7 protein-coding genes (1 of these 7 cut by a window edge) are annotated in these 25,335 nt (G+C 66.0%); all 7 read right to left on the bottom strand.

Going from position 1 to position 25,335, the window contains the following annotated elements:
• Nucleotides 1-3 precede the first annotated feature (3 nt).
• Entirely contained in the window at nucleotides 4-1,011 is a 1,008-nt protein-coding gene (locus P7F68_RS07855; RefSeq protein WP_422126329.1) for a M48 family metallopeptidase, read from the bottom strand.
• Complete coding sequence (locus P7F68_RS07850; protein ID WP_002935500.1) at nucleotides 1,011-2,057, bottom strand: YjgN family protein; 1,047 nt, start codon at nucleotides 2,055-2,057, stop codon at nucleotides 1,011-1,013. Before P7F68_RS07850 ends, P7F68_RS07855 begins: the two co-directional genes overlap by 1 nt.
• Before the next feature lie 117 nt (nucleotides 2,058-2,174).
• Complete coding sequence (locus P7F68_RS07845) at nucleotides 2,175-4,163, bottom strand: preprotein translocase subunit SecA (RefSeq protein WP_277832095.1); 1,989 nt, start codon at nucleotides 4,161-4,163, stop codon at nucleotides 2,175-2,177.
• Nucleotides 4,156-6,303 (bottom strand): site-2 protease family protein, encoded by a 2,148-nt coding sequence (locus P7F68_RS07840; protein ID WP_277832093.1) that lies wholly within the window; start codon nucleotides 6,301-6,303, stop codon nucleotides 4,156-4,158. Before P7F68_RS07840 ends, P7F68_RS07845 begins: the two co-directional genes overlap by 8 nt.
• Before the next feature lie 6 nt (nucleotides 6,304-6,309).
• Complete coding sequence (locus tag P7F68_RS07835; protein WP_277832091.1) at nucleotides 6,310-8,142, bottom strand: GAF domain-containing protein; 1,833 nt, start codon at nucleotides 8,140-8,142, stop codon at nucleotides 6,310-6,312.
• Complete coding sequence (locus P7F68_RS07830; protein ID WP_277832089.1) at nucleotides 8,139-9,569, bottom strand: TolC family outer membrane protein; 1,431 nt, start codon at nucleotides 9,567-9,569, stop codon at nucleotides 8,139-8,141. The genes P7F68_RS07835 and P7F68_RS07830 overlap by 4 nt, the downstream gene beginning before the upstream one ends.
• 106 nt (nucleotides 9,570-9,675) lie before the next feature.
• A protein-coding gene (locus P7F68_RS07825) for a CARDB domain-containing protein (RefSeq protein ID WP_277832082.1) crosses the window boundary here: on the bottom strand, nucleotides 9,676-25,335 show its 3' end. It continues 20,208 nt past the right edge of the window; 15,660 of the gene's 35,868 nt are visible here — the last part of the coding sequence; its start codon lies beyond the right edge, outside the window; its stop codon occupies nucleotides 9,676-9,678.

The raw sequence follows: 25,335 nt of genomic DNA, 5'->3' as shown, positions 1-25,335 counted from the left end.
TGCCTACTGCGCGGCGCGCTCGTGGATGGCGCGCACGCGTTCTGGCGTTGGCGGATGGGTGGACAGGTAGCGACCCACGCCGCCCTGCGCCGGATCGAGGCGCTGCAGCATGTTGGCCAGATGGCGCGGGTCGACACCATGGCGGCGCATCATGTCCACCGCGTGGTCGTCGGCCTCGCGCTCGAAGCTGCGCGAGTAGCCAAGTTCGGTGAGGATCAGCGGCAGTGCGGTGACGGCAGACGACACCGCAGACACGTCGCCCACCACAACCGCAGCCAGAACACCCATCATCGAGGCCTGGATCGAGCGCCGCATCGCATGCCGATGTGCGACATGGCCAATTTCGTGAGCGAGCACGCCGATCAGCTCTTCGTCGCTGCGTGCGAGCCCGACCAGCTGATCGGTAAACACGATGGTGCCGCCCGGCAAGGCGAGCGCATTGGCGCCGATCTCGTCGCTGGCAAGGCGGAACAGCACGCGGATCGGCGGGTCCTCGCCAAGCTCCGCCGCAAGGGGCGCAAACAAGGCCTGCAGACGCTGCTGCTCTGTGGCGTCGAGCCTGCTCGGCGCCATCATCTGGCGGTCGATCAGCTCCAGCACCAGGCTGTCCGCGTGCGCATGCACGCTCTGCGGCAATGATGCAGCAATGGCACGCGCAGCCATCGGCACACCCCACTGCACGCTCGCCCACACAAAGGCCACCGTCACCAGCACGCCTAGCAGCACATAGCGCAGGCGCGACTCGAGGTGATGGAGCAATCCTGCACCTGCTGCCGGCAACAACCGATCGACACCGTCGTTGTCCGCCGTCTCGAAGGCCTCTCCCCCTTTGAAGCGGATGAAGCGCGGCGTGTTGCCCAGCCGCGACGACACCTCGACCTCGTCGCGTTCCGCCGCCGCGAGCAGATCGCCCCCCTCCGCCACCACCCTCACCTGCCCGCGCTCGCACCGCAAGGTCGCCGCCACGCGGCGAGAGCTGCTACCGCCCTGAAAATGCCCGGCGACCTGCATCAGAAGCCCAGGTCGACGTCGAAGACATCGCCGATCTCACCGCCCACGGCACTCAAGGCAGCGCCCTGGTCGGCGACAAAGCGATCGAGGTCGCCATCGGCATCGAGGGCGATGTGTGCAGCCGCGTAACGGGCGCTGCGTACCTTCGCCCACGGGTAGAACAAACCCAGGGTGAGCACGATCGCCAGCGTGTTGGTGAACATGAGCGCAGCGTAGGAGCCGAGGCGGTAATCGGCGGCGGTCGCGTGGCGATCGATGGTGGTGTTGTTGAAGCGCAGATTGGTGAGCCTGACCGCGAACAATGCCATCGCCAGCAGGTACATGGCCACCATGAGCAGGATGGAGAGCGGCGGGAAGACCGTGCCCAGCACCCCGGCGACGATCGCTCCGGCCAGGAACACACCAAGAACGATCAGGAAGAGCGTATAGAACTTGCCGGCACCGGCAGCGAAACTGAAGTGCGTGACGCCATAGCGCGTGTTGTCGATGATGAAGCGCTGCTGGCGGAAAAAGGCATACGGGAACAGCAGGCCCAGCGTCAGCACGCTCAGCAGCGGCCACAGCAGGAATACCACGTAGGCCTCGCCGACGCGCCCATCAAAGCCGAAGCGCAGCCCACGCCAGGCCGAGTAATGGTTGCGAAAGGCAAGGCCGCGGACGATGACCCACGGCATGATCGCGATGAAGAACAGCATCAACACCGCCCCGAGCAGGGGCACGAACTCGCTGGCGAGTACGTACACCAGCAGCATGGCGAAGGCGACCAGGCGCCCCTTGAGGATGCTCAGCGGGCTGGCGAGATAGTCGAAACTGGCGCCGTCCAGACGGGTGCTGCCGTAGAAGTAGCGCTGCGTGCGCACCTTGGCCCAGGCCGAATAGATGCCCAGCGTGACGATGGTGAGCAGAAGGTTGACGATCCAGATGCGGAAGAACTCGAAGCCCTCTCCGGCAAACTCGAACGCCACCCGCCGCCGTGCAGCCTGTTCGCGCTCTAGCCCTTCCAGCACCGCATCCTGGAACACCACCGAATGAACCGCCTCAGTCATCTGCCCGCCCCCTGGATGCGCACTACGCCCTGAAAATGACAAAATAATATCAACACCAAGCCACTCCCGCCAGAAAACCCGCTCGCAGGCGTCACTGCACGGTTTCCACCACACCGATCACTTCTTGTCGACACCGACAAAGCTCAGCGCCTTCAACCATTTCCGGTCGCGCTTGATCGTATCCAGGCGCACGGCGCGGTTGCGGCGCTCGGCCGTGCTCTGGGCGAACCACACCAAGGCCCTGAACACGTGCCCTGACCACGCGGAGCGGCGCCGACAGAGCGGTCCCAGCGTACGCACGAGCACCGGGCAATAGCGGACGAAGAGTTCGTCATCGAGACTCACGATGGCCTCGACGGACCCCGGGTTGCCCTGGCGCGCCGAGCGCCCGAAGAGCTGTCTGTCCACCCGGGCGCTTTCGTGGAACTCGGTGAGGATCACATGCAACCCACCGCGCTGCTCCACTTCGGGCGCGAGCTTGATGTCGGTCCCCCGTCCCGCCATGTTGGTCGCAACCGTTATCCGTCCTGGCTGACCGGCTGCCGCCACCGCATCCGCCTCGGCGGCATCCTGGCGTGCATTGAGCACCGTATGCTCCACGCCTTGTGCGCTCAGCGCGGCACTGAGCAGCTCCGAGGCTTCTACCGAGCGCGTGCCGACCAGCACGGCCCTGCCCTCGGCCGCGACAGCGGCCGCCCGAACTGCAACCGCATCCCAGCGTGCGTCCGAATTGCGAAATACACGGTCAGGCAAGCGCACGCGACGCAGGGCCTTGTTGGTCGGAATGCGCGTGATGCTGAGATCGTATACCCGGCGCAGCTCACCGCCGACCTCGGCCGCAGTCCCGGTCATCCCGGCCAGCAACAGATAGCGTCCGAAGAAGCGCTGGTAGGTGATCTGCGACAAGGTCCGGCGCTGGCCGGAGATCTCGCATCCTTCCTTTGCCTCGATCATCTGATGCAGCCCACGCTCCCAGGTTCGGTCGGGCATCACCCGGCCAGTGAACTCATCGACGATCTGTACCTTCTCATCGGCGACGATGTAGTGCTGGTCGCGATGAAAGAGCTCGCGTGCCGAAAGCGCCTTGTTGATCAACTCACGACGCCACAGTGCCGAAACCCAAACCCCCCCCTCATCGCGCAGCACGTGCTCCGCATGGGCCTCGCCGGCAGACGTCAGCCAGATGTCGCGTTCCCGGCCGAGTACGTAGTGCTCGCCAGCGGAGAGCGTCGCCGCGAAGGCGATCGCACGGTGGTAAATGGCCGGATCGAGCTCGTCCGGGAGCGTCTCAGAGATGATCAGCGGCGTTCTGGCCTCGTCGATGAGCACGCTGTCGGCCTCATCGACGATTGCCACATGCAGGCCGCGCAGGATGGGGAGTGCGCCGCTGCGTGCGCCGAGCAGCCGACGCAGACGCAACTGGGCAAGCGGTGTCGCGCCCAGTGCGATGCGGTCCTTCAGGTAGTCGAAGGTGAGCTCCTTGTTGGAGACATAGACCACGGGCTTGGCGTACTCGGCCCTGCGCTTGTCGACATCCATGTCCTGCAACACCACCCCCACGGCGAGGCCGAAGAACGCGTACAGGGGCTGGTTCTCCTCGGCGTCGCGCTCGGCGAGATAGTCGTTCACGGTCACCACATGCACTGCGGCACCGCAAAGCGCAGCCACGCACACGCCCAAGGTCGCCGCCAGCGTCTTGCCTTCACCGGTTGCCATCTCGGCAATCCGTCCGCGCAGCAAGGCCTCGCCGGCAAGCAGCTGGACATCGTGGTGGCGCTTGCCCAGAACCCGGCGCGATGCCTCCCTGATGATCGCAAAGGCTTCGGCAATGAGCGCATCGAGCAAGCCCTCGCGCTGCATGCGGCACGCCGCGGCGTGGATGCGGACCCGCAACTGATCGTCGTCGAGCACCAACAGCTCGCGCTCGATAGCGTTCACCGCGGCCACGAGCACACCATCCCGCCGCCCCTTGCCGACGGCAAAACGCGCGACCAACGCACGCAGCCACTCCTCGACGACATGAGGCGGATCCTCGAGCCGCTCGAGGTAGGCCGCATCGCCGACCTTGACGGCTCGCCCCTTCAGCAAGGCCCGGACGTCAGACACCGAACTTGCTCAGGAAGAGCTGACGCAAGCGCCGCAGGCCCTGGACACCGATCGGCTCCCAGCCGAGGTCGAAACGCACGAACACGCGTTCGCCAAACCCGATCGCCTCGTCACGCGCCGGCAAGGCCATATCGATCAAGAACACCCGCTCGAGGGTCCTGAGGCCCTCCGGATCATCCACAGCAGTAGGCACGCTGCCGCCGCCATGAATCCCCAGCGCCGGTGACGGCAAGGTGTCCACACCGCCGGCCGCCGGCCGCACCACCTGCGTGACGTGGGCGCGCCCGATCCAGTCGGCAAACCGCAACTCCGCGGCGCGCATCCGCTCGCGGACAAGGTCGATATCATCCTGGCGGACCACTACCCGGGCGATCAGGTCATCGCGATCGAGCACGTAACCGACGAGGTCGCCCTTGCGCAGGAAAGCACCGGCCAAATCCTGCGCCCTGGGCACGATCAGCCGGCCCGACGCGCCCGCGTGTGCAACCAGCAGGCTTGCGCGCTCCTCAAGTCTGGCAAGCAGCTCGGCCTCCATGCGTCGCTGGCGCTCGAGCAGAACCGCCTTGACCGGATCGGAAAACTGCTCGGCACGCAATCGGGACTCGGCTTCGTGCAAGCGGGCGCGTGCAAGCTCGATCTCCGCACTCAGGCCGATGTCCTCGAGCACGAACAAGGCCTGCCCAGCCTCCACGCCGCCGCCCGGCGTATCGAGCCACGAGCGGAAGAAGCCGTCGCCACCCGCGCGCACGATGGCGCGCTCGGGCAGCCACACCACGCCCTCGGCCTGTGTACGCAGCGGCGCCGGCACGATGAACAGGAGACTGAGCACGACCAGCACGATGGCCAGCGACACCCGTAGCGCACGCCGGCGCACGCGCTGCAGGCTGGCACTATTGACAACATGTCTGTAGGACTTCCACAGAGGCATGCCGAAGGCAGTGATACACACCCAGATGGCAAGCAGTACGCCGAAGATGAAGAAGGCGCTGGAGACGAACATGACGATCGTGACGGTCAGGAACATCCGGTAGCACCAGGCCAGCGGTGTGTAGGCAAGCAACCAGCGCTTCTCGGCCGGGGTCTCCACGGGCTGGTCTGCGTCGTGCGCCCCGCAGATATGGCGATCCCACAGGTAGGTGTAGTACTTCTGTCCGCGCTGGGCGAGGTTCGGCATCTCGATCAGGTCGGTGAAGATGTAGTACGCATCGAAGCGCAGCAAGGGATTGCCATTGACGATGAGGGTCGACACACCCGCCACCACGATGACGTTGTAGGCCACCGCGCGACTGACCCCGGGCTCGATCAGCAGCCACACGTAGAGTGCGATGGCAGCGACGAAGACTTCGACCAGCATGCCCGCTGCCGCCACCACGCTGCGCTGCACGCGGGACGGGAAGATGGCCGTCGCCGAGGCGTTGACGTAGGGCACCGGAGCAAAGACGAGGAACATCAGCCCCATCTCATGGACAGGCGCGCCCCACTTGCGTGCGGCGATGCCATGACCGAGTTCGTGCAACAGCTTGACCACCGGATAGACGCAGAACATCACCAGCAGGTTGCTGCTGGACAGTATCTGATCCGAGAAATTGTGCGTCAGATCGGACCAATGCATGACCGCGAGCACCAGCGCCGGAACGACGACGAGCATCCAGATCACCGCACCCAGGGTGGAGAACCACCATCCGGTGAAAGGCACGATACGCTGCAGGAAGGCATCGGGATCGACGAGCGGGAACTTCAGGCTCATCGGATTGAGCAGGTACTGCTTCAAGGTGGCACGACGCTTCTTGCGGTAGCGCGCAAAGAGCGCGGCCGAATCCGAGTTCGTATCCACCAGCAGCAGGTCGGCCGAATGCAGTTGAACGAGCAGATCGACCACCTCGTTCTGGGTGCATTCATCACCATGACCGGAGAGGTTGGCGTGCTCCCACAGTGCCTGCACCGTCTGCTTGCCGTCCATTCCCTGCACCAGCCGGTAGGCGGCAGGAGTCAGGCGGTGGTAGCGCCCACCCGACTGATCCTGAACCACGTACCACACCTTGTCTCGATAGACGTGGCGCTCCACGCGTGCGAGCGGAATCAAGCGTGGCCGCAGGTCGGCCACCGAATGCCACGATGAGCTGAACAGACTTCTCGCCATGGTGCTTCAGGGCAGCCAGGACCACAGGGTGAGTGTCAGCCAGTCATTGAACCTGCGCGTGAGCACCCAGCCCAGCGCGGCACGCCCGGTATCGATCTTGCCAACCCCCTCCATGCCCGGTCTCAGGCGCGACGATGCGTCACTCAACAAGGCCTCGACACGGAAGAAGTTGCGGCCGTCCTGGGTTGTGGCCACCGGCGTCAGGCGCCCGATCTCGAACGGAATGGGCTCGCCGGCAATACCGGTCATCACCAGGCGACCCGCCTGGCCCTCGGTGACGAAGCGGATATCGCGCTCATCGACTTCGAGCACGATCCGGTAGCTGCTCAGCGGCGCAATCTCGAACAGTTTCTGTCCGGTCTCCAGCGGCGCGCCGATCTGCTGCGACAGATCGCCACTGATGACGACACCGTCAAAGGGCGCCAGCAGCCGCGCACGCACGATGCGCTCCTCGATCAAGGCGAGCTGCGACTCGGCCTGCTGCAACTGCGCACCAAGCACCTGTATCGAGGCCAGGTCATGGCCGGCAAAGGCCTCGCGCAACTTGCCTGCATGCTGGTCCCGTTCGCTCGACCAGCGGGCCTGCTCGATCAGCAGCTCGCGATCGTCGAGCTGCGCGACCAGCGCCCCCTGCTCGACCTGGTCACCAGCCCGGACATAGGCGGCAGTCAGGAAACCCTGGAACGGCGCCGCAACCACGCGCTGCACCTCGCCCTCGATCACCGTCCGTGCCGAGATGCGGTGCTCGACCGGCAGCAGGACGAGCACGGCCAGCACCACCGACAAGGCGACTGCCCCCGCCTTCCAGGTCAGATGACGTGGCCCGAAGAGCTTGCCGAGGACGCGCCCGATGTCATCGCGGACATGGCGCAGGCTACCCTGCTCGGCCTTGCGCCGCTGCTCGACGACGGGCGCAAGCAGCGCCGCCAACGCATCCACCCACGCAAGCTCGGAGCGCCCGAACGTGCCATTCTCGCGCTCCAGCACCAGAACGGCGCGGCACTCGCCACCCAGCATCATGGGATAGGCAAGCGCCGCCGAAGCACCCGTAATGCCCTGCAGTGCCGAGAGCTTTGGCGTTGCGGCAGCCGTTTCGGACTCCCCACGCGGCACGACAAGCGGCAGGGACGTATCGAAGGCCTCGTTCATGGCGGCTGCGCAGGCCTTGGTGTAGGCCGCATGACGATCGAAGCTGGCGGCCTCGGACAAGGCCCATAGCTTCACGCCCTGGCCATGCGGCAAGCCGATGGCAACGCGCGCGCAATCGAGCTGACGGCGCAGGTCATTGCAGAGCTCGAACAGCGCCTGGCGCAGCTCACCGTGGCGCAGCGCCACGGCGAGACAATCGAGCACCTGGCGCAGCCGATCCCGCCCCTCGGTCGCTTCGGCCAGGCCACGGGCAGCGAGCAGCGTATTCAACCACCCTGCCCCCCAATGCAGGCGACGAAACGCATCGCCTGCATCCAGCGCCGGGTTATGCACCTCGATGGCCACCACTGCGGCGATGAGTTCGCCCTGGAACACCGGGTAGGCGAGATGCCAGACACCGACGCCCTCCTGCGCCTTGGCCATGCCGCGACGCTCGCGCAAGGCTGCCTCCACCACGGCACCGAGCTTGCCCAGGTCAGGGCTGGCTTTCGGCCACACGGCCAGAGGCAGAAAGTGCCCGTCGGCAGGGCTATCGATCAGCACGGCCGCCGCGCGGGCACCGGCAATCTCGGTACAGACCAGTTCCAGCCATGCACGCGCACGCTCGTCGGCGGTCGTCGATGCAACGAAACGTCCCCACGCAGCGGGCACGTCCTGCACGCCAGTGCGCTCAAGCACGGTCGCACTCATCGCACAGTCTCCATTGCCGCCGCGCGGACAGCCACCGCGGTGGGCGCCGCCTGCTCCGCCAGCAGTGCATCGAGCGCGGCAAAATCGACATCGCGCAACAGACCCGCACTGGCCCTCATGCGCATCGTCGCCACCACCTGGTCGTAGCGGCCCTTGTGGTAGTCGCGCTGTGCCGCCAGCACCTGTTGCTCGGCCTGCAGGACCTCGAAATCGGATGCGACACCGCGCGCGAGCCCGCGCTGTGCCTGCAGCAGCGCCGCACGGGCAGCATCGAAGGTTTGGCGACCGGCTGCGACGCGCGCGCGCGCCGACTCCCACCCCAACCAGGCCTGACTGACCTCGGCAACCGCCTGGCGCCGCGACAACTCGATGTCATGGCGTGCGCGCTCGCGCTGCGCAACGGCTTCGTGCACCCGTGCCGACTGTCCTCCGCCCGTATACAAGGGCATGGACAGCTGCAAGCCCACCGAGCCCTGACGGATGTCATAACCGGCCTGTCCCGGAAAACCACCGGCGCCCTGACCGTTATTGCTGTAACTGGCAACCAGCTCCAGCGTGGGCAGATGCCCCGCCCTCTGTTTGGCCACCTCCGCCGTGGCAGCCTCGAAGGCACTCAAGGCCGCCTGCAGGGCGGGATTGCCGCCGGCGCTGAGCGCCAGCCAATGATCGAGATTGTCTGTCAGCAGACCATCGAGCTCGGCGTCCTCAACAAGCACCGGCAGGCGCTCGAGCGTCAGCGGCCCGGTCAGCAACTCAAGCTGGCTGCGCTGCACCGCCAGCTCCGCCCGGGCCGTGGCGGCGTCGGCACGCCCCTGCTCCAGCCGCGCCCGCGCATCCTGCAGCTGAACGCCCGAGTACAAGCCCAGGGCATTGCCGCGCAGCACGATGTCCCACTGCCGCTCGAGTGTGAGCAGCTGCCGAGTGGCGAAGGTCTCGTTATCGCGCGCGGCAAGCAGATCGAACCACACCGTCAGCAGACGAAGCTTGAGCGCCTGCTCGGCGCCATCGTGCTGATGCCGCGCCTGGGCCAGCACGTGATCGGACTGGCGTACTGCCATGAGCTCGGGGACGCGGATGAGCGCCTGCGTCACATTGAGCTGCTGCGACGCGCTGCGATAACGATCGTCTGCGTCCGGGAAGCCCGGCAGGCGGGTGTGATAATTGCGGTCGTACTTGCTCGCCGCCGCCGACACGCTCACCTGCGGCAACAGCGCCGCATGTGCCAGGTCCTTGCGCGCGCGCGCAATGTCCACATCGGCCCCCGCACTCAGGAAAGCCGGCTCCCCAGTGCGCGCGCGATCGAGCAGATCGACCAAACCTTGCCCGCTGGCACCCGGAGAAGCAAGCAGCGCCGCGATGGCAACGACGAGGAACAGGGAACGGCAGGGAGCGGAATCTGAAGGCATCGCGAACAACGACAGGAACATGTAGCAGGGTCTGCAGTCGGAAAGCATGGAACTAGGGACGCAAACACGCAGCAGCCGGCCATCAACAGCCGGCTGCTGCGCCGTTCGCACCTCGCGGTGACGCCGTTCAACCCTCCCCGGACGCGCAACGCAGGCCGGTGATGTCGGCCAGCGTCAGCGCATCCTCGGAATCGGCGAGGAAGTACTGCGCGATCCATTGGGCATCATACACGTCGCCCAGATGGACCGACGCCCCGTTCCAGTCGATCGCTGCGGGTTCCTCGCCACGCGGCTTGCCCTGGTTGATGACGATCCAGTCAGCGGCGTCCCGCGCCAGCATCGGATTGGTGGCGAAACCCGAACTGACGGTCACTTCAGCGCTGGCCGCACCACCTGCCGCAACCACCAGCGTCACGCGCCCGCTCACACACTGGCGACCATCGCTCACCGTGAAGCTCACCACATCCTCGCCACTGAAGCCCGACACAGGCACGTAGGTGTAGGTGCCATCGGCATTGCGGCTCAGCGTACCCGCCGCTGGCTGCCCGATGCTCAGGACAAGCATGTCGCCATCGACATCGGTGGCAAGCGCGGCAAAGTCGATCAGCGCGCGCCCGTCCTGGCCAATGTGCAGTGTCACGCTGCGTACGATCGGTGCATCGTTCAGCGGCAGCACCGTCACCGCGATGCGCGCCTCCGTGATCGCCGTCGAACCGTTGCCGATCTCTGTGGCTACTGCCTGCACGAGCACTTCGAAACGGCCATGGAAATCGGCCGGCGGCAACACGCGCAGTGCATCTCGCGCCCATCCGGTGATGTCGAGCGCTTCACCGTCCTCGCCAACGACAAGGCTGTGCGCGCCGTCGCTCACCGTCGCCCCGGCGGGCAGCCCCGCCAAGCGCAGGCGCAGGGTCTCCGACCCATCGACATCCACCAATCCGGCGTGAAGCGCGCTGAGACGAATCTCGCCATCTTCATGCCCGGTATTGGGCGGCAGTGCCTCGGACAGGCGCAGGTTGTCGACCATCATGCCGCCCAGGCTGCCCTCGGCAACGATGCGCACGGTCTGGACGCCACCGCTGCCAACGAATGCAAACTCGGCCGACTGCCAGTTCAGGCTCATGAGCGAACTCACACCGTCGTGACCGCCGATGCGGACCCCGTCCACATAAATGCCGATCTGGTTCTGCGCACCGGTGAAGCCCAGCGCGCCCGCCAGATCGAGCGTCAGCACGTAGCGCGCGCCCTCCACCGTATGGACGCTGCGCTCGATGCCGGACGAGGGGTACTGGGTACCGCCACGGTTGCTGAGCTCGACCCAGTTCGCGCCATTGCCACTCTTCGCCGCCAGGGCACGCAGGCGCCCATCGGCACCCGGCGCACGGTCGAGCGTGCTCCAGACCACGAAGCCCGCCTGCGCGCCTGCCGCGCCCGCGCCAGTGACCGGTCGCCAGCCCTCGAGCTCCGGTTGCCGGACCACGCTGGCGTTACGGTCGGGATTGGGGGCGCTCTCCCAGCCGGTCACGAAGACCTCGCGCGCGGGGCCGTACTCGTCCGTCACGACCAGCACCGGCGCATCGGCCACGGCATTCACCTGCAGCCGCACCTGCGCCTGCCCGGACTGCAGGCCATCGACACTGATCACGTAAGCGAACCCGTCCTCTCCGCTCCAGTTGGCGACTGGTGTGTAAGTGAAGGTGAAGTCGCCGTTGTCGACCAGCACGCCATGCTCAGGCAGGCGGACCAGGGTCAGCTGCCGGCGTTCGCCAGAAACGTTGAGGTCGTTGTCGAGCGGCCGAATGACGATGCTGCGGTCTTCATCGAGTTCCACGTCGTCGTCGATCGCCACCGGCGGGCGGGGCTCGACCTGGGTGGCGATGACCTCCAGGCTCACCGTCGCGGCCGTACTCACCCGTCCGTCACTGACGAACCAGTCGAAGCGGTCCACCCCATGGAAGCCTGCGTGCGGCCGGTAGGTCCAGCTGCCGTCGCCGTTGTCGACCAGATCGCCGTGCATCGGCGAACCAACAGTGATCTGCAGGCTGTCGCCGTCGGCATCGGTGGCATTGGCTGCGAGATCGATCACCACCGTAGCGTCCTGCTGCAGACTGAGGCTGAGCGAATTGGCGACGGGTGCGCTGTTGAGGGCCGTCACTGCGATACGCACGATCGCAATGTTCGATACCTGCCCACCATCGGTGAGGCGGTAGCTGAAGCTTGCCTCGCCGTGCCAGTCGTCAGGCGCCTGGTAACGGAAGCCACCTTCGGCCGTGATCTCCACCTGTCCTTGTGCGGGTCCGCTGACAAGCACCGGCACCACCCCCGGACGCTGCGCGCCAGGGTCGTTGGCCAGCACATCGATGTCGATCGACGCCCCCATCGCCACGGTCGCGACATCGTCGCGCGCCTGCAACTCAGTCGGCAGCCCAAGGACCAGGTCACGCACGGTGACACGGCTGCTCTCGGCCGCCGCACCGCGGCCGAAGCCGATCAGGTCGAAGGACAGGTGGACCACGGTACCGGCTGCCACCCCGCTCAGATCGACGAGTACGGTGATGCTGCCATCGCCATTGCGCACCGTCGTCACTTCCTGGGCGCGATGCTCGGTGCCATCAGCCTGCAGGTTGAGCGCCGCATCGCTGCGACCAAGGCCTGTATTGCCGAGCAGTGACAGTCCGGTGTCGGCGTCGATCAACGCGACCTCGAAGGCATCGTCCGGGCCATGATCGACGTCGTCCAGCGCAATATCGGCAAGGTTGAAGCTGAGATAGCGGTCATTCTCGCCGATCACGAACGCCTGGTTGAGGCGTGTGTGGGAAGTTGCGGTCTCGTGCAACGTGGCAGCGCCAGCTTGCATCTGCACGCGTCCATTCACAGCCCACGCCTCGCCACTGCCAAAGTCGGCGTTGGTCAGGGTGGGATGCGCGGCAAACGCAAACTGCGCGGCGGGCGCCGCAGCGGTGGCTTGCTCGCTGCGTGCGCTGGTGTTCATCAACACGTAATGGATGGCAGGCGCTGTCGCTGTCGCTGTTGCAGCCTCGGCCGCGCCCTGCCCGGCAGTGCCCAGGGGCGAGTAACCGGCCGGGAAGCGCCGGACATCGGGCACCAGCGTGGACGACATCAGGTCATGCGCATAGCCGCCGCCTGCCATGTCGCGCAGGCCCAGCGCATGCCCCATCTCGTGCATCAGCACCGTCAGCAGGTCGTAGCGGCCGGCGTGGGCATCGTCTCCCTCGTACAGCCATCGGCCATCGTCCTGAAGCGCATACTCGTCGCTGTCGAAAGGTGTCGGATCCACGAACCAGCCGCGTCCGGCACCATCCAGGCTGAGCACGATCTCGACCCCACCGTCATTGTGGAAGTAGGTCTTGCCCAGCACGCCGGCCGGCAGCGCGTCAAAGCGCATGCTCAGCTTGCCCAGCAGCGCAAGCGTGGCGGCGTCGAACCCCGCGTGCCCCCACTTGAGGATTGCCGCCTGCACCAGGGGTTCGAGCTCGGCATCATCCAGGCTAAGCACATCCACCTCGACGTCGCCGGACGCACCTGCGTGCAAGGGATGCGTGCCGATCAAGCGGATATTGTCGACCTCCACCAACGGGTTGTTGGCCGCATAGGGCAGTTCCGGGTCCTTGTCGGGGTTATGGGTCATCAGGGTGAAACGACCGACCGAGCCGCGCAACGCAGCCGGGATGTCCACCGCGACGGTGAAGAAGTCGCCATGCGCCGAGCTCATCGCGGGCGGGAACTGGAACGCCATGACTTCGTGGAAGACGTTGTTCACATCCTCGAACACGGCCTTGAGCGAAGACGAGCCATTGGTGTAGCGCGCGATCTTGACGTCAAGCTGCAGGCGGTCATAGTCCGCACCGAAATACATCCAGTTGTGGGTCAGCGGCGTCTCCTCGTGGATCTTCGCCGAATAATCGACGACCTCGTCGAAGATGTACTGCGCAAGCTTGGGCAGCCACTCACTGGCCTTGGCCACGGAGATGCTCTTCGCCGCGCTGATACCAGCCATCTTGAGAAACTCGGCGATGGTTCCCTCCGCATCGAGTGCCAGCGCGAGTACGACCGCCGCAGCCGTCTGCGGCAGATCCTTGAGGACAACCGCGGCACCCAGCCCGCTGCCGAGCGCCGAACCGGCCTCCAGTGCCAGCTTGTCGAGGAACGCGCTGGTAAAGGCTGCGATGTCGTTCAGCCCGTTCTGTCCAAGACTGATCAATCCCTCGGCAATCTGGATCTCGACCTTGTTGATCCAGCCATCCGACAGCCGATAGCCAAGGTTGACGCCTTGCAGCGCACCACCGCTACCGCCGTGGAAGGACCAGCCGGGAATCTCGGTCCAGGTGCCCGTGGGCAGGATGACCGGGAAGCGTCCATAGATCGGATTGCGGCTTTGATCGAAGGAGCCGTTGAACACCGTGGGCACCAACTGGCCGATGTAGCTGTACGAGGCGATACCGTCCGTCAGGTTGGGATTCCTGGTTGCGCTGGGCCTGCCCGCTTCGCTCCAGAGCGCATCGTCGGCACCACCGAGCACAGACCACGCCCATCCGGTACCGACCCCCTCCCAAGACATCCGGTCGCTTTCGAAAGGCGTCACCGACGGTGACGACGACGCCCCGCCGACATTGTCCAGTTCCCCCCAGCGGTACCAGGCCATGCCGGGCTGGCCGGCGTAATCCGTCTTGCCATCAAGGCTGAGGCTGACCACACCCTTCTTGGCAACCAGGTCGCCCTCGATCTCGTCACGCCAGTTGGCAATCGTCCGCCATACCGGGTTCGCAAAGATGCCGAGCAGGTCATTGCCCTTGTCCAGCGAGAGATTCGCCGTACCGTGGTACCAGTTCTGCACGCGGCTGTGCGGCAGCGACAGACCCACCCCGAACAGGCTGGCATCGATCTCGAACAAGGCCCTGCCATCGAGCAGCAGGTTGTGTGCGCCGTCGATATAGCGACCGTTTGGCGTCATCGTGAAGCCTTCGCGAAGGCCCAGGGTCTGATAGTAGTTGTCGGCGAATCCGACGTTGCTCCACACCTGCACCATCGGGTCGCGGAAGTCGGCATAGCCCACCGTGCCCAGGCCGAGCAGGTTCGCCCAGTTCGACATGCTGGTCAGCGAGTCCGAGAACGCCTTGAGCTTGAGCGCCAGGGCGACGCCGGCCGGCCCCACCGCGAGGCTACTGGCGGCAGAGGCGATCGAGGCGATCTGCGCCCACGTCGACACCTTCGACAACGCTCCGGCAATCGGAATGTCGAGCGCAGGCTGCACGAACTCATGCGGATCGAGCGTCGTCATATGGATGTTGCGCACCTCAGGGAAGCTCACGCCCAGGCGCTGGATGACCTCGCTATTGACCGACGTGCCGCGACTGTGGCCAATGAAGTGCATGGGCGATTCAAGCACGGCGCCCAGCAGTGCCTGGTCGAGGCGCACCAGCGCCGCAAACAAGGCGTCTGCGGCAGCTTCGGAGAAGCCCGAATCGGAGATCCCCGACTCCAGAACCCAGTCCATGACCAGCACCAGGGGCTGTCCGAGCGTCGGCGGCACACCCTTGAGGTGGCCTTCGACGCGCTCGAACTCGCCCTTCTGCTTGTTGAGCACCATGATCGTCCCGCCCGAGCGCTCGACGATGGATCGGGCGATGGCCATCGAGTCGGTGCTCTGAACATCCGGCGTGACGTACAGGGGCGGCTGGAAGCCATGGGTGACCACCGTGACGGCCGGGAACCGCCCGGCTGCAACGGTCACCGGTGCAACCTTGAAAGGCTGGTACTTGCGGAAGGTCTTGTTGTCGTTGGTCTTGACCTCGACCCCCCAGAAGTACTCCTGGGCTGCGGTGAGCCGGAATGCCTCGAGCTTCGAAGAGTCGAGCGTGAACGTGTTGGTCGCAGCGTCGAAAGTCAGCCCAGGCGGCAACGCGTTGATGTCCGAGACATCGAGCGTGAGGATCCTGTTGCGGTTGAAATCACCATCCAGGACGTCATCCACGCTCTTCTGGATCTTCCAGTACGTATCGTCCTGCGTGCCCGGCAGTGCATCGTCGGGCCACAAGCCCGCACCGGGCGGTCGCGTGCTGACGTAGATGCTGAGCTCACGAACCTCCTTGTCCTGCGCCAGGGTAAACACGAAGTTTGGCGTGGTGGTGGTCGCACCGCTGGCACCATAGCCGATGCCCGGTGATTTCAACTGCAACACGTCGTCCCCGGCAATCACGCCGTAGAGCCAGCCGCCCCCGTTGATCTTCTCGAAGCGCACCGGTTGCACAAGCGGATTGTCCAGATCGACCGGCCTGGAGTTATCGCTGTGGTTGGCAGCCACTGCCAACAGCGCGTTGAGATCCCAGACGAGCAGCGAGTGGTACATCGCCCAACCCGTGCCGCGCGGGAACTCATCCTCCCAGAGCCCGGCCATCAACTGGCTGCCGTCGGCCGACAGCGACAGGTGCCGCAAGGTGCCGCCCACGATCGGCGTGGTCGCCCCCAGGTACTGGGCCTTGCCGAACGGGTCGCGGATGATCCCGATCTTGCCGCCAATCTGCTTGAGCTGCCAGTTCCCGCCGCTGGTGTAATGCGCGTTATGGAACCAGAACGCCTCGTCGGCGACGAGCGCGTACTCGACACCCTGATAGGTGACGAAGACCACGTCACGGACGCTCTGGATGTTCTGCTGGTGCTTTCTCTGGTTCAGCCACACGTTGGCCGGAACACTGGGCGTCAGGCTGATCTGGTTGGTGACGACCTGGCTACCCAGGGCTCCGGTCGACGATGCGACGTCGAACCTGACCGCCGTCAGGCCGTTGCCCCACGAGCGCGCCGCACCAATCAGGAACTCGGCGGGTTTGCTCCCCGCCGCGATGAAATGCGGCCCCTTGCCACGGTTTGCATCGAAGACCACCGTCTTCAATCCGGCGCCATCGAGCGTGGCCACGCCCGAGGTGTCATTGATGGCATGCAGGTCGATCACATACACGTTGCCCGACTCTCCTGCCCCGCCGGGGTAGAAGCCCACGCCGAGCCCTTCCACCGGTGCGGCCAGGGCCACGTAGCGGTCGTGACTGATCGCCATGCCGGCATAGCCGAGCGGACCGGAAGGCACACCGTGAATCTGCTGTTGCTGGAAGAGGAACAGCGGGTCGGCCATGTTGGCGTTGATGCGCATGAAGCGGGAGCCGGCGCCACTGTTGCCGCCTTCGGCGATGTACAGCCAGCCGCCAGAGAGCACCATCGACGAGATGTTGCCGCCGCCCGCGAGATGCACCGTATGCACAACCGCATTCACCAGCAGATCGACCATGTAGATCTTTCCACCCGAACCGGCGACGTAGGCAATCCGGCCATTCTCAGCCATCACGATATGCTCGGTCCTGAACCCCCAGAGCGTGATCGGGTTGCCTTTCTCGTCGCGGTCAATGGAGCGGATCAGCCCAAGCTGCGCACCACCGTCACTGCCGGTGTTGGACACATTGCTGTAGACATGAATCGCGTTCATGTTGGTGACCAGCGTCCGCCCGGTGCTGTTCTGCGAACTCGTGTTCGGCCCGATCGGCTCGCTCCTGAGCCCGATCTCGGCGTACTGGAGCGCACCACTGGGCGACACCGTCCGGTTCAGCCGCTCCACGACCAGCACATGCTGAGAGAGTGCGATCCCGGCCGGAAGGGCGATATCGAAGTCGAACAGGTAGGTACCTTCGACCTCGGCCAGCACCTTGCTGACCATGCCGCGCGACGGCATGTCGACAACCTCGATCGGTTGGCCGGCCGCAGGCACGGACGCCGCCGGCACGATCCACAGGCGGTAGAGCGCCGTCTCGGGCGGGTTCAGCGCACCGTAACTGCCCTGCACCCTCAGGTGCGCAGAGGTCCCCGAGACGTTGAGTTCGAAACTGGTGATCACCGGCTCGGCGGCGTGAATGCTCGTCGTCGGCGGCACCACCTTGATGCTGACATCGCCGTCCGACGACACCGCGACGTCCAGCGTGGTCCGGTAGGTTCCATTCATGGTGTAGCGCATGACCGAAATCGGGCTCAGCATGGCGTATGCGCTGAACACCGAGATGCCGGCGAGCCCCATGGAGCCCGCCATGGCCATGTTCATCTGCTGCATCCAGAACACGTCCCAGTTGAACAGCACCTGCGTGCCTTCGATCTTGCCGGTCTTCTTGTCGACGCTTGCCTTGCCGCCCACCACCATGATGCTGCCACCGGACGTGACACCGCCGTATGGCGGGCTGGCGGTCCGCGCGACACCATCGGCACCGACATAGCCGTTGTCCATCACCCACCAGGTTTCCACCAGGTTGCCGTTTTCGTCATCGATGAAGCCCTGGCGCAGGAACAACACCTCCGTGCCGGCCTCCAGCCCACCACTCACCGGTATGGCCAATTGCAGCGGCAGGTCGAGCGGCGTACCGCCGACATCGATATGCACCGCCCCGAGCACGTCAAGGAACTCGGGCGCCGGGAGCGGCGCCGTGATCTCGGCGAGGTCGAGCTTGCGGATCGACACGGTTGCATCCGCGCTCAGGCTGCCGGGTGCGACCATCACGGTATTGCCATGCTCGTCGGCAATGACGGCCCCCAGGGCCGCATCCACCTCGATGGCGCCCGTGCGCACGGCCTGCACGCGCAGTTCGATGCTCTGCTGCTGGCCGCCGTTGATGACGGTAAGTACAGCCACGCCCTCGGCGCGTGCAGTGATGAGGCCATCGGCGGACACTGCGGCGATCGTGGGGTCGCTGATGTAGTAGCGCGTGCCTGCGTCGGCGGCGCTGATGTTGCTGCCGTCCAGGATCGAGGTGATCTTCAGCTGGCGCTCCCCGCCGCTGACCGGCAGCACGATGGCACGCGGATAGACGTCGACCTCGAAACCGTTGGCGTCCGTAAGGGCAGAGAACCAGAACGGGTTGCGCTCGACCTCGACCACATTGACCGCTGTGGTGCCACGTGCGCTCAGCTCCAGGGTCGCAAAGCCTTCGGCCCTCGCCCTCACCAGGCCTTCGCCGGCATGGGTGAGCACTGCGTCGTCGGTCGAGGTGATCCGGACATAGTCGCTGTCCAGTTCCACGCCGCTGGCGTCCTCGAAGTCGCCGGTGATGCGGAGCTTGACCACTTCCCCGACGGCCATGAATGGCAGGCGTTCGATATTGATGCGAAGCAGCTTGGCGTCGCTCACGTTGACCGTCAGTTCGATCGGTGCACCTGCGGCAAAACCATCATCGGCCTGCAGGACGATGCGCGCCGTGCCGCTGAACCCGGCCTCGGGCGCAAAGCTCAGACTGCGGCCATCGGCATTGATGGTCGCCACGCCGTGGGTACTGTCGAGCACGCGCCAGAAGATCACATCACCTTCCAGATCACGGGCGATGTCACCGAGCGCAGTACGCATGGTCAGGTCGGCATGCGTCCTCAACGCCGCTGCCTGCCCTGCAACCGGGGCGAGATTGGCGCGCAGGCCGTTGTTGGCGTAGAGCAGCTGACGGTCGCTGGCATCCACGATACCGTTGCCGTCGAGGTCACCCAGCCCGTCCTGCACCGCCGCACTCACCTCCCACGCCGAAGCGTCCAGGGCGTCGACCCGGCCATCGCCATTGAGGTCGCCGACAATGCCCAGGCTCAGGCGGGCATCGCCCGTTGCGCTCACCCGGATCATCTTCACGCCCGGTTCGGTGACACGCAGCAGGTAGGTGAGCACGCCACCGACGCGGTTGATGCCGATGATCTGGGCACCGAGGACGTCGAGTGCGGCGCCCTCCGGCAACTCCGCCTGCAGCGCAAGCAGCACTGCACCAGCCGCACCGGGGATACGTACCGTGGAAGCCAGTTCGCTGTCACGTACGGTGAAGGCGAAACTGCCACTGCCGGTCAGCACGCCCTCCCAGCTGCGCGCAGCCGGATCATGCCAACCGACCATGGTGCCGAAGTTGGCCAGCGCAAGGTCACGGAGCGGCTCGCCTTGAGCGGAGTAGGCGATCGCCGTACCCAGGCCGTTGTCGTGCAGCGCCCGCACCAGCATCAGCTCGCCGCTACTTGCGTAGCGGTAGGCGATCGCGTTGGCACGGCCGCTGGCATCGGGATAGGTCACACGCACGATGCGGCCATCACTATCACGTTCGAAGCTCACGCGGTCGTCGCCGGCAAGGGCCACCACGCCGGCGTCGCTCACCAACCAGGCCTGGCCATCGACGAAATCGATGCGCGTGACCGCGCCCTCAGCGTCGAGTCGATAGACCGTGCCATCAGGCGCGGTCAACTGGTACGCGGTCGGAATCCACGGCATGCCGGTCGCCTGGACATAGAGGCGGTCGCCGACACGCGTCAGTGCCTCAACCGTCTCGAGCGTCTCGGACACGCCAAAGTCGTCGCTCAGGGCCCGCAGCTGCCAGCCCTGATCGCTCGCGAAGGTCGGCAGCCAGATCAGCGGCGCACCCGGCTCTGCACTCAAGCGCTCGGCCACCGGCTGCAACACGAAGCGCAGGTGCTGCTGTCCGCCCACGCTGCCGTCGACACTGGCAGGCACGCTCAGCCACACGCGCGCCCCATCGCGCCACGCGGCTGCGGCGCCGGAGGGCAGGCGTGCCGGTTGGTCGCTGCTCAGGCCGGTGTGCAGGAAAGGCAGCTCCCAGTTGCCAAGGTCGCCCGCACCGCCATCGGCAAGCCATTGCCGGTTCAGCGCCAACGCGTGCCCACCGACGTTGATGACGACATCGGTGGCGGTATGGGCCGCAGCCTGCTTGTCGGCGCTGTCGATGATGAAGCGCGCCTCGATCTCACTCACACGCCCGGCCAGATCCCACGCGCTGAGGCGAAGTTCATAGACGCCGTTGCGCAGCAAGGACGGATCAAGGGTGTACAAGCCCTGCTCTCCACTCACGGCCGCAGCGCCAAGCTCGGCGGCAGCCACGACCTGCCACTGTCCACTGCCCGCGCGCGCCATCTCGAGTTGCCAACCCATCAACTGGGCGTCGCCGATGCGTGCGGTGAGCGTCGTCGCGCCATTGAGCGTGCGGGGCTCGCCAAACGCACCGGCACCATTCAGCACCCCGCCCCAGCTGAGCATCGGGGCCGCGGTATCGGCGGGATCCTTGATCAGGATGGTATGCGTATGCGTGCTGGTGAAGCCATTGACGTCGGTGGCGATGACCCGCAGCTCGATCAGTCCAGGGGCTTCAGGCACCAGGCGCACACGCCCGGCGCCATCGACCTGCACGGCATGCCATTCGCCGCTGACGGCGTCGCGCACTTGCGCTTCGATGCTGGCCAGTGCACTCCAGGCGTCGGCGCGCACGGTGGCGATCACCGTCTGTCCGGGCAGCGCCGGCAGGCTGGGCGTCGTCGACACCACGATCCTGGGGGCCTGTGCCTGGGCGTCGGCCACGACGCGCAACACGAAAGTGGCCGAGCGGGTGTTGTAGCCATCGGACACGGTCACACCAACGACGCTGTCGCCAATCTGGCCAGGGCCAGGCGTCCAGCTGAGCAGGCCGCTGGCGCTGTCAAAGACCGCCCCCTCGGGCAGGCCGTGGAAGCTGATCGCCAAGGCCGCGCTCTGCGCCTCGCCATCAGGGTCATGCGCCACGATGCCGCCGCTTGCCCCGCTACCGAGCACGACCGGCACGGTCAGCGTGTTGCCAAGCAAGACCGCATGATTGCTGACCTGCAGCACAGGCGGACGATTGACATCGAAGACACGCACCTGCACCTGCTGGGTAACGGTGTCGATACCGTCGCTGGCCTGGAAGGTGAAGACGAAGGCACGCTGGGTCGCGGTGGCATTGTCAACAGTGCCGAGCCCCGGGGTCCATTCGAAGTACCCGGAGGCCGCATCGAAATGGACGCCTTCCGGCGTGCTGCCGTCGCGTACGAGTGACAGGCGCAAGGCGTCATTGTCTGGATCGATGGCACGCACGGTGAAGCCCACCGTCATCCCCTCCTGCACCAGCTGCAGCGGCAGCGGCAGGATGCGCGGCGCCTGGTTGACGTTGGCCACAGCGATCTCGACGTTGCGAACGAAACTCGCCACGCCGTCACTGGCGCGCAGCTCGAAGCGCCACACACCTGCGCTGCCGGCATTGCTGTCCTGGGCCGAGAACTGGTCCGGCACCCAGACCAGTTCGGCGCGACTGCCATCGGCAGCGGGAACGAACTGCATCCCTCTTGGCAAGCCGGAAACCTGCCAATGCAGGCGGTCGCCATCGGCATCGAAGCCATACACACCGAGCCGCAGCGGCACGCCCTCGCTGGCCTGGAGGCGCAGCACCTCGCCTTCGCCCGCATCCTCGATCTGCTGGCCGTCGAGTTCGATGCCCAGCACCCCGGGTGCCGCGTTGGCAGCGCGTACCACGATGCGAAGGTTGTGCCAGGTGACATTGGGCTCGGGATCGGCCGGCACGGCGTAGCCCGCATCGCGCGGCGGCAGCCCCTGGTCGGTCACGGCAACGGTCAGGTCGTACACACCGCTCGCGGCAGCCGACGGCGTCCAGTTCAGAACCGCATGTCCGTAGCTTCCGCCCGGCGTCAGCGTGGCGCCCGGCGGCAGACCATCGGCACTCCAGACCAAGGCATCCTGATCGAGGTCGGTCGCCAGCAAGGCCACCGACAAGGGCTGGCCGGCAATGGCCACGACCTGCGCCGGCGCCGTGATCACCGGCGCTTCGCTGGTGCTGCGCACGGTCAGCACGAAGGCCCTGCTCTCGGTCAGCGCCTGCCTCGCGTCTCCATCGCCGTCGTCACGCGCGGTCACGGTAATCACGTAGTCGCCGCGGTCGCCGGCACCCGGCGCGAAGCGCAGGACGCCGCCAGGCGCACTCGGATCGGCAGACGGATTGCTGGTATACGTGGCGAAGCGCGGCAACCCGGCAAAGCTCAACTCGACCGGATTGCCGTCCGCATCGCTTGCGCTGACGGGGATCTCGATGACCGCGCCGCGATCGACGAAAGCGTTGGAGAGGTCACCCAGCTGGGGCGCACGATTGGCGTTATGCACCACGATCGGCACGACGAGGTGCGCAACTGCTGGAGCACCGGTGCCGTCACCGTCGTCGGTGGCGGTTACCAGCACGGTGTAGCTGCCCGCCTGGTGGTAGCCCGGCGTCCACACGATCTCCAGCGTATCGGGGTTGAAGTGTGCGCCCTCGGGCAGCCCGCTGAGCTCGTAGCTCACCGTGGGCGGCGTGCTGTCGACCCCCGCCGCTGCCCCACCCTCGCTGAGCTGCACCGCAGGCTGGAAAGCGGGATTGTCGGGGTCGAAGGCAAACACGCTGATACGTAGCGGCTGCCCTTCGAGGACCTGCCAGGTTTCAGCCGGAGCGAACACCGGCGCGCCGTTGGCGTTGGCCACCTCGAGCACCAGTTCGGCGCTGACCGCACTGGTACGCACCACGCCCTGCGGATCGGTCCACTTCGCCAGCAGCTTGAGGGGCACCTTGTAGATGCCATTCTGGTTGTAGTCGGGCGTCCATTCGAACCAGCCCGTTTCACGGTTCAGGGTGGCACCCGAGGGCAGCCACTGCGCAAGGTACTGCAACTCGATGACCGATCCGTCAGGCTGGCGCAAGCCGCCATCCACGCTGCCCAGCAACTGCAGGGCAAAGCGGTCGCCCTCGCGCAGCGCATGGGCTCCGCCGGTGAGCAGCTGCGGCAGCGGCAGGCCCTGGCGCACCGTCAGCGTGAACGCGCGCTCGACGGTGCGCTTGCCATCGCTGGCGATGATCGTGACGTTCTCATACACGCCGCCCTGATCGTAGCCCGGCGTCCAGCGCAGCATGCCGCTGGCGGCGTCGAACACGGCGCCGGGAGGCAGGTTGCGCACGGTGACGGTCAGCGGATCGCCATCGACATCGGCCACCGCGACCGGGATGTTGAGCGATTCGCCTTCGGTGAGCGTGATGTTGCCAGGCACGGAGATGGTCGGCGCATTGTTGCCACCCTCCACCGCGATCTGGAAGTAGCGATAGGTAAAGCCGCCGCGACTATCCTGAACCCGCACCAGCACTTCGGTCGCCACATCTGCGCCCGCGCCAGGCGTCCAGCTCAGTGTGGCGCCATTGCGGTACAGGCCGTCTGCCGAGCGTACCTCGGGCGCCGGGGTGAGCGTCATCCCGGCCGGCGCCTGCACCAGTTGCCAGTAGAAGCGCGTCCCGTCCGCATCGATGGCTTCGATCTCGCCGCTCCAGGCCTCTCCGACCACGGCGCCGGGCAGGATGTAGGCGAACCGGCTGCTGACATTATCGACACCCGCGACCGTCAGCTGCGGCGGCAGGTTGGGGTGCGGATAGGCATAGATGCCGTGGCCCAGGTTTGCCTTGACCAGGTCCGCAATACCGCCGCGCGGCGCCAGATCGCCGGCAGGCACGATGCTTACGGTGACGCCCGCGAGCGTGGCGCCGACTGCCAGCTTGCCGCCAAGGCCCTGCAGCGCCGTCGTGAGGTCCAGCACCCACAGTTCGGACTGATCGCCGCCGCCACCCGCGCCCGCCTCGATGCTGCCGCCAAAATAGGCGCCCGGATCAAGGAGCAGCATCAGGGGGCCGAGCAGATCGTCAGCACCGATATTGGTGATGCTGACATCGTAGCTCACGGTACCGGAACCGCGATCGCTGCGGGTCCCGGTAAAGTTCATCTGCACTTGCGCGCTCATGTCGTTGAGCGCGGTGAAGGTGCTCAGGTAGCTCTGACCGAGGGCAAGCTCGAGGTCGCTCCTCAAGGTGTGACGAACCTCGAGCTGGTACTGCCCCGCCCCCAGCCCGGTCACGCCCAGCCAGGCCGTGCGAGTCGCAGCGTCCCAATGCACCGCCGTCGGCGTGAACACCGCTCCGGCATGCTGGCCCAGTGCGGTAAGGGTGAAGTTGGCGGCGTTGAGCACGCTGCCCGCCTCCCTGCCCTGGCCCACGAACATGGCCTGATCGAAGACCACACCGATACGGTTCATCGGCAAGGGCATCAAGGCACCATCGGGAACGGTGACCGCCACCACCTCGGGGGCCCGCGCCAGCGCGATCTCGTCGATGCGTCCGGTCTGCGCAACCAGAATACGTCCATCGGCGGTGGTCACCACCGACTCGCCACGGGTCCCGCCGGACGCAAGCTGGACGATGCGCTTGCTGCCCAGTTCCATCATCCACACCCCCGCAGCGCGCGGGACGGCGCTAGCGCTGCCGAGCACGGCCCGTTGTGGCAAGTTGCAGGACGCGAACAACAGGCCTTCGAGCGCACTGCCAGGCTGCCCGAAGGCGATCGAATCGACCACTCCGTCGAGGCGGAACTCCAGTTCGGCACGCCCGGCGTAGCGTCCGCTCATCGGGAAACTGACGATCTCGGTCTGCGGCTTGCTGGCTGCGGCTGTGATCGTGCTGCCGCTCCAGCGCACCGCCCACAGCCGCCCGTCCGGTCCGAAAGCGAGATCACCCGCGCGGAAGTTACTGAACTGAGACCACGCGCGCGCGCGGTTGTCCTCGGCCGGGTCGAAGACCAGGATGCCGGCCCCCGAGGTGAGGAAGATTCGCCCGCTCTCCGGCTCGACGGCCAGTGCATGGGTGAGCGGGATGCCGCCCGGCCCCTGCATGCGCTCGACGATCGCGCCGCTGCCGGCATCGACCAGCAGCAACTCGTTACCGGTCATCACCCAAAGCTGGCCGTAGGCGTCTACCGCCATGTCCACGATCGGTGCGTCAAGCTCGAACAAAGGCGTGACGCTGCGCCCGCCGTCCTTGTCGAAGACGAAGACCTGGTTGCGCAACACGCCCGCGCTCGCCAGGAAGCGTCCGTCAGACAGCTCGACCAGCCCTTG

It is taken from the genome of Thauera mechernichensis, from assembly GCF_029588855.1.
Taxonomy (GTDB): Bacteria; Pseudomonadota; Gammaproteobacteria; order Burkholderiales; family Rhodocyclaceae; genus Thauera; species Thauera mechernichensis.
The sequence above is the reverse complement of the archived record's forward strand: the minus strand, read 5'-3'. Positions and strand labels throughout refer to the sequence as shown.

Excerpts from the sequence above, each read along its gene's own strand:
- P7F68_RS07855 (WP_422126329.1), bottom strand. The coding sequence starts at position 1,011 with ATGCAGGTCGCCGGGCATTTTCAGGGCGGTAGCAGCTCTCGCCGCGTG.
- P7F68_RS07835 (WP_277832091.1), bottom strand. The coding sequence starts at position 8,142 with ATGAGTGCGACCGTGCTTGAGCGCACTGGCGTGCAGGACGTGCCCGCT.
- P7F68_RS07830 (WP_277832089.1), bottom strand. The coding sequence starts at position 9,569 with ATGTTCCTGTCGTTGTTCGCGATGCCTTCAGATTCCGCTCCCTGCCGT.
- P7F68_RS07850 (WP_002935500.1), bottom strand. The coding sequence starts at position 2,057 with ATGACTGAGGCGGTTCATTCGGTGGTGTTCCAGGATGCGGTGCTGGAA.
- P7F68_RS07840 (WP_277832093.1), bottom strand. The coding sequence starts at position 6,303 with ATGGCGAGAAGTCTGTTCAGCTCATCGTGGCATTCGGTGGCCGACCTG.